The following is a 14,723-nucleotide window of genomic DNA, read 5'->3' as shown; positions in this document are numbered from 1 at the left end:
CCTATGCGTGCTGTTACCCTGTCCGGATTTTCCCAAGATGCCGCTGTTCATAAGATGAGGCGCTTTGCAGCCCTGGCGGTTTTGCTGGCTGCCGGTCTTTCGGCTACCGCAGCCTGGAGCGAGCCCAGTGGCGGCGTTAAAGTTGTTGCTATCGTGAACGACCAGATTATCTCTTCCATCGACCTTGACGACCGTATCCGGCTTGTCATGGCGATGACCGGCATCGCGGATACGGATGAAAACCGTGCCCGTCTTGCCCCGCAGATTCTGCGTCAGCTGGTGGACGAGAAACTGCAGTTGCAGGATGCGGCTACCGAAGGGGTCACCGTGGATGACGCCAAGGTGAACGATACGATTGCACGTATTGAAAAGCAGAACGGTAAAGCACCAGGCAGTCTGGAGCAGTTCCTGGATGATAAGCACGCTCCCAAGGCCTCTTTTGTGGCACAGATCAAGGCACAGGCAGCGTGGGCAGAGATCGTGATGAAGAAAGTCCGCCCGGGTATCCGTATCAGTGACCAGGAAGTTGCCCATTATACGCAGCGCAAAACCTCGGCGGAGAATAGTGGCAGTGACCATAACAGCGGCGAGCTTGCCGGTAATGGGGAAGGCCCCAAGGTTGGGCAGGTTATGATCGCGACGATTCTGCTCCCGATCGATTCTCCCAAGAATGAAGTTTCCGTGCGCCGTGCGGCGGAAAAGCTGGCAGAGGAAATTCATGCCGGCGCAAGTTTCGATGCGATTGCGTCTCAGTTCTCCTCGGGTGCGCGCGGTGCGCGTTCAACGGAGCCTTTCTGGGTGGAGGCTTCACAGCTCGATCCGGCTATCGGCACCGCACTTGCTAAACTTAAAAAAGGCGGTGTAAGTGGACCTGTGAAGACGGAAAGCGGTTACCAGATTATCCGGCTGGTAGATGTGGATAAAAAACAGGAAGAGGCAAAACCGGCGCCGGTTGCGAGCGCTCCTGCCAAGCCTTTATCTAATGTTGAGTTGGCGTTCCGGCAGATTATCCTCAGCGCCAGGCAGAAAGCAGGAAACTGGCGGGCCCAGTTGATGAAGGCCAGTAAATCGGCAGCCCAGACCCCGAATCTTTGCGTAGCCAAGAATATTAATGCGGGGGATGCACGTAATATAGAAGTGGGCACTACGTTCATGCGCCGCATGTCGAACGATATGCCAGCGAATGTGCGCGACGTTCTGCTGGGGCTTAAAGTAGGCGGTGTTTCCGCTCCTATTGCCACCGAAAGCGGTGTGCGGATTTATGCTTTGTGCGAACGTGCGGAAGCTCCTGTTTCCAAGCAACAGGCTGAAAATAATGAGGAAGTTCCTTCCGCTTCGGATGAGGCGATACGACAGGCGATATTTAGTGAGAAGCTCGAACTGGAAGCACAGAAATATATGCGCAACCTGCGTAGGGAAGCGTTTGTCGATATAAGAGGAATGTAGGTGTGAGACTTTTTTTGGCTAAAGGGGGATGAAATCATCCCCTTCGCTTACGCTGCCCCCCTCGCTAAAGCGGGGTCGTCGCTTCGCTCCTCCGGCTTAACGATAGGTTTGTGAAGCCGGATTAATAATGTTATGAATAAAGCCTATGACCAAGAAACCATCCGATAAATCTTCCCGTGGCCTATCGGTGCGCGTTAAAACGGCACGCGGCCGGAGTGTTTCGTCTTCGCGGTGGCTGCAGCGCCAGCTGAACGATCCGTATGTGGCGCAGGCTAAAAAGGACGGGTATCGTTCACGCGCGGCTTATAAACTTACTGAACTTGATGAGAAATTCCAGTTCCTGAAGGCCGGAAAGCAGGTTGTGGATCTGGGGGCCGCGCCGGGCGGATGGTCGCAGGTGGCGGTTGCCAAATGCGGGGAAGGTAATGTGGTGGGGATCGACCTGCTGGAGATTTCGCCTGTCCCTGGGGCGACGCTGCTGCAGATGGATTTCATGGACGATGCAGCCCCGCAGGCGTTGAAAGATCTGATGGGGGAGGCGGATATTGTGTTGTCCGATATGGCTCCGAACGCGTCCGGTCAGCCGAGCCTGGATCATTTGCGGATCGTGCTGCTGGTCGAAGCGGCGTTTGAATTTGCCATGGAAGTGCTGAAACCGGGTGGGGTATTCGTTGCCAAGGTATGGCAGGGCGGTACGGAAAATAAGTTGCTGGAACGTATGAAGAAACACTTTGTTTCGGTGAAGCACGCCAAGCCGAAGGCTTCGCGGCAGGATTCGGCGGAAACCTTTGTGGTTGCCACAGGGTTTCGGCCATAATACTGTACATTTGCTTAATTGTGGCTAGAATGCACCTATGACTGAAATGCAACAGACCGAAGAAAAGCTCGTAAGACCCAATTGGATCAAGGTAAAAGCGCCAACATCCAATGAATATAATGCTACGCGCGAGGTGATCCATAACCTCAAACTCAATACGGTATGCGAGGAAGCGGCGTGCCCGAATATCGGCGAATGCTGGAGCAAGAAGCATGCGACCGTAATGATCATGGGTGATACCTGCACGCGCGCCTGTGCGTTCTGCAATATCAAGACCGGTGTTCCGGGGGCATTGAACCCGCATGAACCGGATAACCTTGCGGAAGCTATAGCAAAACTGGGATTAAGCCATGTGGTGGTAACCTCGGTAGACCGCGATGACCTGGCCGATGGCGGCGCTACCCATTTTGCGGAATGTATCGGAAAAATCCGTGCAAAATCGCCCGGAACCACGATTGAAGTGCTGACACCTGATTTCCTGCGCAAATCAGACTCCATTGCGGTGGTCGCGAAGGCGCGGCCGGATGTGTATAATCACAATATCGAGACGGTTCCAAGGCTTTACAAGACTATTCGTCCCGGTGCTCGTTACTTCAATTCTCTGCATCTGCTCAAGACGGTGAAGGAGATCGATCCTTCCATTTTCACCAAATCGGGTCTTATGGTGGGCTTAGGCGAGGAGAAGGATGAGGTGCTGCAGGTGATGGATGACTTGCGTGCTGCTGATGTCGATTTTATTACGATTGGTCAGTATCTTCGTCCCACTCCTGAGCACGCGCCGGTCAAAGCGTATGTGACGTTGGAAGAATTCGAATATTATGCGCGTGTGGCGCGTGCCAAAGGCTTCCTGATGGTGGCTTCCAGCCCGCTTACGCGTTCTTCCTACCATGCCGGCGAAGATTTTGAAGAGATGAAAAAAGCCCGTGAAGTGAAATTGTTAGCGGAAAACGCCGCGAAACATGCCGCGCTTTAAGCTGACGATCGAATATGACGGCACGGGCCTTGCCGGCTGGCAGAAGCAGAAGGACCGTCCGAGCATTCAGGGCTATCTGGAAGAAGCGGTCGCGAAATTATCCGGAGAATTCCAGGAAGTAACTGGCGCCGGGCGCACGGATGCCGGGGTGCATGCGACCGGGCAGGTGGCGCATGTCGATATTACGCGTTCTCTCACCGGTTACCATGTTATGCATGGAATCAATTATCATTTACAGCCTCTTACCTCACAAGTGGCTGTTGTGGCGGCGGAAGAGGCGGATCCTGATTTCCATGCCCGATTCAGTGCGAAGTCGCGCAGCTATTTTTACAGGATTATCAATAGGCAGTCCCGGCTTGCACTCGATCTGACGCGTGCATGGCATATTGCCGAGCCGCTCAATGTGGGGGCGATGCATGAGGCAGCGCAATTGCTGCTCGGGCATCATGATTTCACTACATTTCGCAGCAGTATATGCCAGGCTAAGAGCCCTCTTAAGACACTCGATCGTCTGGACGTGGTAAAAATAGGTGAAGAAATTCACATTTATGTGCAGGCACGCTCATTTTTGCACAATCAGGTGCGCAACCTGGTAGGCACGCTCAGGCTTATAGGCAACGCAAAATGGGACAGCGTTAAATTACTGGATGCACTGGCAGCAAAGGATCGCAGGGCCGGTGGAGAGACCGCGCCTCCGCAAGGGTTGTATTTGACGACTGTTGCTTATTAATCAGCCTTGTGGCGAAAACGGCCCATTGGAGGGCTTCTCATAACGTTTTTTATTTGATTTTGAGATGTGTTGCACGTTAGACAATTATAATCTGAGGGTATATTATTGCAACCTGGCGATGAATTAACGAATTCTTTACCTGTCGGCAGTATGCTCTGAAAACGAACAATTCATGTGAAGGAGTGCCCATGCCAGTATCCCATAACAATACAAAGAGTTTTAACCAGGCTAATGAGGAAGGTTTTACCCTTATCGAACTTTCCATCGTGCTGGTTATCATCGGCCTTATCGTTGGCGGTATTCTGACAGGGCAGGATCTTATTAAGGCGGCAGAACAGCGCGCTACAATCGCCCAGATCGAAAAATATAATACTGCGGTCAATACCTTCCGTAACAAGTTCGGGGGCATTCCGGGGGATTTGACCGCGGCTAGTGCGACCAGCTTCGGAATTGATGGGGCTGTTGGCTTTACAGGCGCTGCCGGTATTGGCGACGGCAATGGCTTAATTGAAGGTTCAGGCGGTAGCGGTGCTACGAAATTTATAGGTGAACCAGCAATGTTCTGGCTGGAAATGTCCCAAGCCAGTCTGGTGGATGGTTCATTTGTCCCAGCAGCTAATATTACGAATGCGGGTGTAACTACAGCCACTTCCGGTTCTGTTCCGGTCAGCACTTATTTGCCGCTCGCTAAGCTCGGCAGGGGCAATTATATCACGGTTGGTTCCGCGAACGGGATCAATTACTACGCTATTGCGGGCATTACCAGCATTACTGCTGCGGGTGTTTATACTGCAACGAACAACATGAACGCACAGGAATCCTACAATATTGATAAAAAGACGGATGACGGTATTCCCACAACAGGTTCTGTCTTTGCTCTTGATGCAGCCACTACCGCTCTTAACGCGGCAGGCGGCTTTACAACCGGATCGCTTGTATATACCAGTTCGACAGCGGGTTGTGTAAACAGTGCCACGACTCCGACCGCTTATGATTTGACGGCGACCAATCCCGCATGTTCGCTTCGTGTTCGTTTTAATTAATTTTCAGTCTCAACCAGGGAGATTTTATGACTAAAGCCGGATTACATTACAACACAGAGATGCGTGAAGCGGAAAGCGGTTTTACGCTGATCGAACTTTCGATCGTGCTAGTCATTATTGGCCTTATTGTTGGCGGTATTCTGACCGGGCAGGATCTTATCAAAGCGGCTGAACAGCGTGCTACGATTGCCCAGATCGAAAAATATAATACGGCGGTCAATACTTTCCGTAACAAGTTCAGCGGCATTCCGGGTGACCTTACCGCGGCTTCAGCCGTTAGCTTCGGTCTTGTCGGCGGTACCGCAGGTACAGCGGGTACTACCGGTCTTGGGGATGGCAACGGTTTAGTTCAGGATCCTAACAGCGCTAATACTCCTGTAGGTGAACCATTGCTTTTCTGGTACCAGCTTTCGCAGGCAAGCCTGATGGATGGTTCTTACGGTAGCGACATTACGCTTACGACCGGTCAGGCTGCAACTATCACTATCGCTAATGAATTTCCCGCTGCAAAGTTAGGGCGTGGCAATTACATTACCGTGGGTTCGGATAGCGGTATTAACTACTATGGTATGACCGGTTTGACGACGGTTACAGGTGGTGCTGCAGGTACGGCGGCATATACGACCAGGGCAGCCAATATTACTCCGCTTGAAGCGTATAATATGGACAAGAAGGTGGATGACGGCATGCCGAATACGGGCAGCAATCAGGCTCGCGGTTCCACGGGTGACATCATTGCAGCACTTGTTTCTGGTAACGCAGCTGCTTCTTCCACGTCCTCGTCATCAACAGCTTGCACAGTGGGCACTAACTCTACCACATTGTCTGACACTTATAATGTCAATACAGGCAGTGGTGGCAATAGCCCGCTTTGCACGATGCGCTGGCGCTTTAACTAATATCTGGCGTAATTAACTAAATTCCTGGATACCCCGCTTCGGCGGGGTATTTTTTTTAGTTATTATATCACTCCTGCAAAAGCCAGCTGGCTTTTGCAATGAGTCTAACGCCTCCGGCGACTAGCCTGCTGACCACATACAGCCGTTTCTGGATGTATGATAAAAAAATATGTAAAAACCGCGAGAATCAGCTATATTCCGGGCGTGTTACATAGTTTTACGTAAGAAAGAAAAGCGATGACGATAGATAAGGCACTGGCAGAGCAGGCAAAATCATGGGCGTTCCAGGAAGCAGTAGCGCTGGTGAAGCGTTATGAAAAAGCTCCGCCCGCCAAAGGCTATGTGCTGTTTGAGACCGGTTATGGTCCCTCGGGTTTGCCGCATATCGGCACGTTCGGGGAAGTGGCGCGCACAAGCATGGTGCGTCATGCATTCCAGCGTATTTCGGATATTCCGACCCGCCTGATCGCGTTTTCAGACGATATGGATGGATTGCGCAAGGTGCCGGAAAACCTTCCGAACCCGGAAATGATTGCCGCTAATCTGGGCAAGCCGCTCACCTCTGTTCCCGATCCGTTCGGCACGCATGCGAGTTTCGGCGCGCATATGAATAACCGGCTGTGCGAGTTTCTCGACCATTTCGGGTTTGAGTATGAATTCAAAAGCTCTACGGAGACGTATAAGAGCGGTGAATTCGATGCGACATTGCTGATCCTGCTGGAGCGTTACCAGCAGGTGATGGACCTCATGTTGCCGACGCTCGGCGAAGAACGCCAGCAGACTTACAGCCCGTTCCTGCCAGTCTCACCGCGTTCCGGCAAGGTGCTGCTGGCCAAGGTCGTTGAGACGAACCCTAAAAAGGGCACCATTGTTTATCTGGAAGAAGACGGCAGCAAGGAAGAGGTGCCAGTCACTGGCGGGCATTGCAAGCTGCAATGGAAGCCGGATATGGGCATGCGCTGGGCCGCGCTCAGCGTGGATTATGAAATGTATGGCAAGGACCATCTGGCTTCTGCCGAGCTTTACAGCGCTATTTGCCGTATTGCGGGTGGCAATCCCCCCAATCAGTTCTGCTATGAATTGTTCCTCGACGAGAAGGGACAGAAGATATCCAAATCCAAGGGCAACGGCATCACGATTGATGAGTGGCTGCGTTATGCGCCGCAGGAAAGCCTCGCTTATTACATGTTCCAGTCGCCACGTAAGGCCAAGCGGCTTTATTTCGACGTGATTCCACAGCAGGTGGACGATTACCTGACATTCCTTGAAAAGTTTGCAGCGGAAACGGACGAAGCCAAGAAGCTTGATAATCCGGTCTGGCACATTCATAACGGCAATCCGCCTAAGCCGGAAAGCGGCCTGAAATTCAGCCTGCTGCTGAACCTGGCGAGCGTGTGCAATCCGCATGATAAATCCGTGCTGTGGGGATTCATCTCGCGTTATATACCGCAGGCGACGCCAGCAACCTGTCCGTTCCTTGACAGGCTGGCTGCTTATGCGGTCACTTATTATCATGACTTCATTAAGCCTACGAAGCATTACCGGGCGCCGGATGCCACGGAACGCGCTGCACTTCAGGAACTGCATGACTACCTGCTCTGCGTGGAAGTGACGGATGAATTTGCGGCTAACGTGCAGAACAAGATCTATGAGATCGGCAAGAACCACCCGTTCACCGACTTGAAACTCTGGTTCGGTGCGCTGTATGAAATCCTGCTCGGCCAGAGCACGGGGCCGCGCATGGGTTCGTTCATTGCGCTTTACGGACGTGAGCAGACGGCCGATCTGATCAGCAAGGTGCTGAAGGGTGAAAGCCTTGCTGCGTAACGCTGCCAAGTTTTGAGCATAAAAAAGGGGATGCAAATGCATCCCCTTTTTGTTATCCGATGTCCGTGATTACAGATTCGGATCGTTGTATTTCACGATGTCGAACGTACCTTCCGACTTGTCGATGACCAGGGTCATCAAGCAGTCGCAGGTCAGGTTCAGCACGGTGCGCAGCATGTCCAGAATGCGGTCGATTCCAAGGATTACCGCAATGCCGCCGAGCGGCAGGCCGATGGAGTTGAACACCATGCCCATCATCACGATCGAGCCGCCCGGGATGCCTGCGCCGCCGATAGCGCCGAGCGTGGCTGTCACCATCAGAATGATATACTGGTGCGGGGCGAGGTGGATGCCACAAGCCTGGGCCACGAACAGCGAGCAGATGCTGAGATAGATGGAGATGCCCACCATGTTGACGGAAGCAGCCAGCGGCAGGACAAAATCCGTGCTGGTTTCGCTCACGCCCATACGTTCATTGAGCACGCGCATGGCGGTCGGCAGAGTCGCTTTGCTGCTGCTGGTAGAGAATGCCACGAGCTGCACTTCCACCATCTTGCGGAAGAACGGCCAGGGGGAGAGTTTGCCGACCACAATCAGTATGACGGCGAACAGCGCGTATTGCAGCACGAACGCGCTCAGCACTACCAGCACGAGATAGGCCAGATCGCGCAGCAGGTCGATCCCCTGCGTGCTGACCATCGGCGCGAGCAGCGCGAATACGCCGTAGGGAGCGAGATCCATGATATAGCCGATCATCTTGAAGAATATCTGTGAGGCCAGTTTGCAGAAATCTTTAATCGGCTGCATTTTTGCGCCGAACGAATTGATCGTGATGCCCATGAAGATCGCAAAGAAGACGACCTGCACGAGATGTTCGTTCGTTGCCATTGCACCGACGATATTGTCGGCGATGAAGATGGAGATGAATTTGGAGAGGCCGAACCCGGTATCGCCTTCCGTATGATGCTGGGGAGCTGCGCGCGAGATCAGCTGGTTGAGATCTACGCCCTGGCCCGGCTGGAAGAGCACGCCGAATACCACGCCGATAACGACGGCGATCAATGCGGTGGCGATAAAGAAGATGGCTGCCTTGCTGCCAATGCGTTTGAAAGAGCCGCCGTCATTGATGCTGGTGACGCCGGTAACGATGACGAAAAAGATCAGCGGAACCACAACGAGCTTGATGAGGTTCATGAATGCGTTGCCGAATGGCAGGATATAGGAAGTCATGACTTCCTTGCCGTCATAATGCAGTGGGCCGCTCTTGTTTGTCAGGTAGCCGACAATGGCCGCGAGCACCATCGCAACTAATACTTTCTGCCATACTTTCATATCAACCTCATTGAATATTTGGGTGGTTTTATACGCCAATCATGTTTATATATACAAGGAATTTGTCAGAGAGAAAGCAATGAAAACGGCGGTCGTATTATTTAATCTGGGAGGCCCGGATTCACTGGAGTCGGTGAAACCGTTCCTGTTCAACCTGTTTAATGATAAGGCCATTATCCCGCTGCCGCAGCCGCTGCGTTACCTTGTGGCGCAGTTTATTGCTTCCGGCCGCGCGCCCGCAGCCAAGGAAATCTATGAAGAGATAGACGGCAGGTCGCCGCTGCTCGCCCACACGCAGGACCAGGCCTACGCCCTACAGGAAGAGCTTGAGCTGCGCGGTAATTATAAGGTTTTTGTGGCGATGCGCTATTGGCACCCTTTTGTGAAGGAAGTGGTGGCGGAAGTAAAAGAATATGATCCGGATAAAGTCGTGCTGCTGCCGCTCTATCCGCAATTCTCTTCGACAACGACCGGCAGCGCGTTTGCTGAATGGTATGTGCAGGCCAGACAGCAGGGACTGCTGGCGGAGCATCACCCGATATGCTGCTATCCTTTCGATAACCAGTTTATAGGCGCACATATCCAGCTTATCCGGCAAGCCTGCCAGGAGGCGGAGCGTTTCGGCAAGCCGCGCATTCTTTTTTCCGCGCATGGGCTTCCTCAGCGTGTCATTGACAAGGGGGATCCGTATCAATGGCAGGTGGAAAAAACCGTTGCTGCGATCATGCGCAAACTTGAATCGATAGATTATGCCTTGTGCTATCAGAGCCGCGTAGGCACGCAGAAATGGCTTGGACCTTCCACTACGGATGAAATTGAGCGGGCAGGGCTGGACGGCGTGCCGGTGGTCGTGGTGCCGATTGCGTTTGTCTCCGAGCATTCAGAGACGCTCGTGGAGCTCGATATCGAATATCGCCGTGTGGCGAGCAAGAGCAATGTCGTCAGCTATACGCGCGTTCCGGCGCTCGGTACGCATCCTGAATTCATTCAGGCGCTCGCATGGCTCGTGGAAGCGACGAAGCTTTATCCAAACTGCTCCAATTCACTTGGCCGTCAGTGCCCCAAAGAATTTGGTAAATGCGGATTTACGGAGTGGAAATCTTAAGTTAACGCCTGCCCATCCGGGGGAGGTTGAGCAGGCGTTTTTCTTACAGCTTAGCTTTTGAAAGCAGCCATCAGGTCTTCACGATACTGTTCGCATGCCTGTTTCGCAGCCATTTTCTGCTGCAGGCAGGCAAGCACCGCATCCACGGCGACTTCGGCAACCTTATCCAATTTCTTGCCGATCTTTGCTTCGAAGCTTTTTTTCATCTTCTCTTTCAGCAACTCATGCTTTGCGCTTTTGGCAAGGCAAAGAATGTCTTCTGCGATCGTACAATTTTCATTGGATTTCGGGTTGTTTTCAGTGCTGCACGTATTTTCGTTCGTACACTGCGTCATGAGTTAGTCTCCTTAAAGTAGCCTGTTAAAATGAACAAATATGAGTGCGCACTCATGGTGTGATTTATATGCCTGCTATATTTTTGACAAGTAGGCACTATTAAGTTATATAGTACCCAAAAATATACTATTGAGGAATTCTATGACTTTAAACGATATGCCCGTATTTGACCCTGTGCAGAATCCGGCCAACTGTCCGATGGTTTCCGCCATTGCGATCATCGGTGGGAAGTGGAAATTGCCGATTTTGTTCCAGTTGCGCAGTAAGACTTTGCGTTTCAGCGAGATCCGCAAGTCGCTTGCGGGCGTGACGCAGAAAATGCTGACGCAGCAGTTGCGCGAGTTGGAAAGTGACGGCCTGATTACGCGCACGGTTTACCCGGAAGTGCCGCCGCGCGTGGAATACAGTATCACGCCGATCGGCAAGCGGCTTGAGCCTATCCTTGCGGCGCTTTGCACGTGGGGACTGGAATATCGCGGCGTTCCGCTCGAAAAGATAGAGCAACTGCTTAAGGCGCATTGCACCAAGAATGAAGCGCAAGAGCAGCAGGATAAGGCGGCCTGACGGCGGTTTTTATTGCTTTTTAGCGAATTCTCACTATTACACCTTGCATAACATCAATTATCGAGCGGATTTCCCATGGGTTTCAATTGCGGCATTGTCGGCCTGCCTAACGTCGGCAAATCAACCTTGTTCAACGCACTGCTGGCAACGCAGGCGGCGGAAGCGGCAAATTATCCGTTCTGTACTATCGAGCCGAATGTAGGCCGAGTTGCCGTGCCGGATGAGCGTTTGGACAAGCTTGCGAAAATCGCAGGCTCCGCGCAGATCATTCCGACTCAGCTTGAATTTGTCGATATCGCAGGCATCGTGCGCGGTGCGAGCAAAGGCGAAGGGCTTGGTAACCAGTTCCTTTCGCATATACGCGAAGTGGATGCGATCATCTATATGCTGCGTTGTTTTGACGATGGCGATATTACGCACGTAGAAGGCCGTATTTCGCCGCTGGACGATGCGGAAATCATCGAGACCGAGCTCGTGCTTGCCGATATGGAAAGCCTGGAGAAGCGCCTGCCTGCGCTGCAGAAGAAAGCCAAGGGCGATAAGGACGCGAAAGAACAGGTGGAGATCATGGAAAAGCTGCTGAAAGCGGTCTCCGAAGGTAAGCCCGCACGCACGGTGGTTCCGGCGAATGATGTGGAACGCAGGATCATCCGCAACATGCAGCTGCTGACGGCGAAACCGGTGCTGTATGTCTGCAACGTTGAAGAGGCCAGCGCTGCGACCGGCAATCATTACTCCAAAGCCGTGATGGAAAAGGTGGATGCCCCGGTGGTAGTGATTTCGGCCAAGATCGAATCCGAAGTCGCGCAGCTGCCGAGCGAAGAAGATAAGCGTGAATTTCTCGAAGCGCTGGGGCTCAAGGAAACAGGACTCGCGCAGCTCATCCGCGCAGGATATTCGCTGCTCAATATGATTACCTTCTTCACGATAGGGCCGAAAGAGGCGAGGGCCTGGACAGTTGCGCGCGGAAGTTTCGCACCGCAGGCAGCCGGTGTCATCCATACGGACTTTGAAAAGGGGTTCATTCGCTCTGAAACGATTGCCTGCAACGATTATATTTCGCTTAATGGCGAGCAGGGTGCGAAAGAGGCTGGCAAACTGCGCCTGGAAGGCAAGGAATATGTGGTACAAGACGGTGATGTATTACATTTCCGTTTTAATGTGTAAGAGATTCTGCAGAGTATCCCCTATAATGCTTCCACCGGAACCATGTTCGTGTGTTTCGGCTGGCGCAGTATGAAGCTGGTATGCACGCCGCTCACGCCCTCGATGCGGGTGATACGTTTGAGCAGCAGTTCCTGGTAATCCTCCATATCCCGGACATAGACTTTCAGGCAGAAATCCGCCTGCTGGCCGGTGATCAGGAGGCACTCCACCACCTCAGGGATTTTGCGTATCTCGGATTCAAAATGCTCGAAGCGCTCGGGTGTGTGTTTATCCATAGAAATATGAATCAGGGCGGCGAGCGTAAAGCCCAATGCTTTGGCATCCAGCAGCGCCTTATAGCCGGTGATGATGCCGGATTCTTCCAGCGCCTTTAATCTTCTCAGGCAAGGCGATGGCGAGAGGCCAACCTTTTCAGCCAGCTCCTGATTGCTGATGCGACCATTTTCCTGCAGCACTTTCAAAATTTTCCGGTCAATGCGATCTATTTTCATTATGTATCCATAAGAAATATTATTCCATTATTTATATATAATATGGCATATAATGCCATGTATATTAAAATATACGCTGAATACGCACAGAAATAGCGCGCGATATGAGCTAAAGTCTTCTCATCGTTAAATACAGGAGATTCGTTATGTTATCGCAGCCTTCATTCAAATACCACGCTTTTACCCCAGTGGCATTGATCAACCGCACCTGGCCGGACAAGACCATCACTCATCCCCCTATCTGGCAGTCCACGGATTTGCGTGACGGCAATCAGGCGCTTTTCGAGCCGCTTTCACCGGAGCAGAAGTTGCGCATGTTCACCATGCTCTGCGAGATCGGTTTCAAGGAAATTGAAGTCGCTTTCCCGTCGGCCTCGCAGACGGATTTCGATTTCGTACGCACTTTGATTGAAAATAATCATATCCCGGAAGATGTCACGATTGCCGTGCTGACCCAGGCGCGCGAGCATCTGATCCGCCGCACGATGGAATCGTTGCGGGGCGCGCGCCGCGCTATTGTGCATGTATACAATGCTACCTCTAAACCGTTCCGTGACATGGTGCTCGGTATGAACAGGGAGGAAGTGATCGGCATGGCGGTTGCCAGTGTGCAGCTGGTGAAGGAGATTGCTGCTACGATGCCGCAGACAGAGTGGGTGCTTGAGTATAGCCCGGAAACGTTCACGGCGACAGAGCTAGATTTCGCATTGGACATCTGCAATGCAGTGACGAATGCCTGGGGGGTAACGCCTGAGAATCCGATCATCCTGAATCTTCCCGCTACCGTGGAAGTGGCGACTCCGAATATCTATGCCGACCAGATTGAATGGATGCATATGCATTTGCAGAACCGCGATAGTGTCATTCTGAGTGTCCACCCTCATAATGACCGGGGCACTGCGGTTGCGGCGGCAGAGCTCGCAATGATGGCAGGTGCGCAACGCGTGGAAGGATGTCTTTTCGGCAATGGTGAGCGCACGGGTAATGTCGATCTCGTGACGCTGGCGTTCAATCTCTACACGCAGGGAGTTTCGCCTGAACTCGATTTTTCCGATATCGATAATATCCGTCGCACGGTGGAGCATTATACGCAGCTTCCGGTTCATCCTCGCCATCCTTATGCGGGTGACCTTGTATTCACCGCTTTTTCCGGTTCGCATCAGGATGCGATCAAAAAAGGATTTGCGGTGCAGAAGCCTGACGCTTTATGGAATGTACCTTACTTACCTGTCGATCCTTCCGATCTCGGGCGCAGCTATGAATCCATCATCCGTGTTAACAGCCAGTCAGGCAAGGGCGGTGTAGCGTATTTGCTTGAAGCGGAAAGTGGCATTGTGCTTCCGCGCCGTATGCAGATTGATTTTGCTTCTGTCGTTCAGGCTCACGCGGATACACAAGGCGGTGAGGTGAGTGCGGCAGTTATCAGAGAGCTCTTTGATCGCACCTATCTGGAGGCGCAGTCGGTATTACGTTATCACGCGCATACGCTTTTCCAGAAAGACGATGTTCAGGGAATCGAATTGTTCGTGACGTATAATGGTCATCATCACCGCTTGGCGGGTGCCGGTAACGGCCCGATCGATGCTGCTGTAAATGCGCTGTCGCACTTGGGAATTGCTGTTCGTGTAGGCAGTTATGAAGAGCGCTCGATCAATGCGAGTAAGCATGGTGGCGATGCGCAGGCATGCGCGTTTGTGGAGGTTCTCCCGATGTCCGGGAAAAGCGGTGTGTATGGTGCAGGCATTGACAGCAATATTATTACCGCTTCCATTAAGGCTCTCATTAGTGCGGTAAGCAGATGCAAAGTTGCGGCTTCTGCTGTGCCGGTCGCAGCCGCCTCCTAGCGATAGCGGCGCTTAAACAAAAAAAGCTGCCCGTGTTGTTACGGGCAGCTTCATTGGTCTGTTTTAGCGTTAGAACGCTACGATAGCATCCACTGCGGTGGTGAGCATGCTTTTGTCCTGCCCGCTGTTGAACGGTTTGGTGTCGTTCA

General features: G+C 52.4%; 14 protein-coding genes. 11 read left to right on the top strand and 3 right to left on the bottom strand.

Features of this window, described 5'->3' with window-relative positions:
* The first annotated feature begins 3 nt into the window (after window positions 1–3).
* From VFT64_05945 to VFT64_05915, 7 genes are all read left to right on the top strand, one after another.
* Entirely contained in the window at window positions 4–1,446 is a 1,443-nt protein-coding gene (locus VFT64_05945) for a peptidylprolyl isomerase (GenBank protein ID HEU5047372.1), read from the top strand.
* A gap of 145 nt (window positions 1,447–1,591) precedes the next feature.
* Window positions 1,592–2,263 carry an RlmE family RNA methyltransferase gene (locus VFT64_05940; GenBank protein HEU5047371.1) on the top strand — a complete coding sequence of 224 codons (672 nt, stop codon included), beginning with the start codon at window positions 1,592–1,594 and terminating at the stop codon, window positions 2,261–2,263.
* A gap of 37 nt (window positions 2,264–2,300) precedes the next feature.
* A complete protein-coding gene (gene lipA / locus VFT64_05935) occupies window positions 2,301–3,236 on the top strand; it encodes a lipoyl synthase (protein HEU5047370.1) in 936 nt (311 codons plus the stop codon).
* On the top strand, window positions 3,223–3,966 hold the full coding sequence (gene truA, locus VFT64_05930; protein ID HEU5047369.1) for a tRNA pseudouridine(38-40) synthase TruA: 744 nt from the start codon (window positions 3,223–3,225) through the stop codon (window positions 3,964–3,966). Before lipA ends, truA begins: the two co-directional genes overlap by 14 nt.
* Window positions 3,967–4,154: 188 nt before the next feature.
* Window positions 4,155–5,009 (top strand): prepilin-type N-terminal cleavage/methylation domain-containing protein, encoded by an 855-nt coding sequence (locus tag VFT64_05925; protein ID HEU5047368.1) that lies wholly within the window; start codon window positions 4,155–4,157, stop codon window positions 5,007–5,009.
* A 26-nt stretch (window positions 5,010–5,035) separates the two neighbouring features.
* A complete protein-coding gene (locus tag VFT64_05920; GenBank protein HEU5047367.1) occupies window positions 5,036–5,908 on the top strand; it encodes a prepilin-type N-terminal cleavage/methylation domain-containing protein in 873 nt (290 codons plus the stop codon).
* 237 nt (window positions 5,909–6,145) lie between these two features.
* Entirely contained in the window at window positions 6,146–7,735 is a 1,590-nt protein-coding gene (locus VFT64_05915; GenBank protein HEU5047366.1) for a lysine--tRNA ligase, read from the top strand.
* A gap of 69 nt (window positions 7,736–7,804) precedes the next feature.
* On the opposite strand, the gene VFT64_05910 is transcribed toward VFT64_05915, so the two are convergent.
* Window positions 7,805–9,067: a dicarboxylate/amino acid:cation symporter gene (locus tag VFT64_05910; GenBank protein HEU5047365.1), complete on the bottom strand. Its 1,263-nt coding sequence runs from the start codon at window positions 9,065–9,067 to the stop codon at window positions 7,805–7,807.
* Window positions 9,068–9,146: 79 nt separating this feature from the next.
* Between VFT64_05910 and hemH the strand changes: the two genes are divergently transcribed.
* Window positions 9,147–10,172 carry a ferrochelatase gene (gene hemH, locus VFT64_05905; GenBank protein HEU5047364.1) on the top strand — a complete coding sequence of 342 codons (1,026 nt, stop codon included), beginning with the start codon at window positions 9,147–9,149 and terminating at the stop codon, window positions 10,170–10,172.
* Window positions 10,173–10,222: 50 nt separating this feature from the next.
* Here hemH and VFT64_05900 read toward each other — a convergent pair whose 3' ends face one another.
* Window positions 10,223–10,507 carry a hypothetical protein gene (locus VFT64_05900; GenBank protein HEU5047363.1) on the bottom strand — a complete coding sequence of 95 codons (285 nt, stop codon included), beginning with the start codon at window positions 10,505–10,507 and terminating at the stop codon, window positions 10,223–10,225.
* 142 nt (window positions 10,508–10,649) lie between these two features.
* Between VFT64_05900 and VFT64_05895 the strand changes: the two genes are divergently transcribed.
* Window positions 10,650–11,072 (top strand): helix-turn-helix domain-containing protein, encoded by a 423-nt coding sequence (locus tag VFT64_05895; GenBank protein ID HEU5047362.1) that lies wholly within the window; start codon window positions 10,650–10,652, stop codon window positions 11,070–11,072.
* Between the two features lie 75 nt (window positions 11,073–11,147).
* Entirely contained in the window at window positions 11,148–12,239 is a 1,092-nt protein-coding gene (gene ychF, locus VFT64_05890) for a redox-regulated ATPase YchF (GenBank protein ID HEU5047361.1), read from the top strand.
* A gap of 20 nt (window positions 12,240–12,259) precedes the next feature.
* On the opposite strand, the gene VFT64_05885 is transcribed toward ychF, so the two are convergent.
* Window positions 12,260–12,730 carry an Lrp/AsnC family transcriptional regulator gene (locus VFT64_05885; protein HEU5047360.1) on the bottom strand — a complete coding sequence of 157 codons (471 nt, stop codon included), beginning with the start codon at window positions 12,728–12,730 and terminating at the stop codon, window positions 12,260–12,262.
* Window positions 12,731–12,876: 146 nt separating this feature from the next.
* Here VFT64_05885 and leuA point away from each other — a divergent pair, with 146 nt between their 5' ends.
* A complete protein-coding gene (gene leuA, locus VFT64_05880; protein HEU5047359.1) occupies window positions 12,877–14,574 on the top strand; it encodes a 2-isopropylmalate synthase in 1,698 nt (565 codons plus the stop codon).
* The last annotated feature ends 149 nt before the right edge of the window (window positions 14,575–14,723 follow it).

The sequence above is a fragment of the Rickettsiales bacterium genome (genome assembly GCA_035765535.1).
Taxonomy (GTDB): Bacteria; Pseudomonadota; Alphaproteobacteria; order Rickettsiales; family JABCZZ01; genus JABCZZ01.
This window is presented reverse-complemented; position numbering and strand designations above follow the sequence as displayed.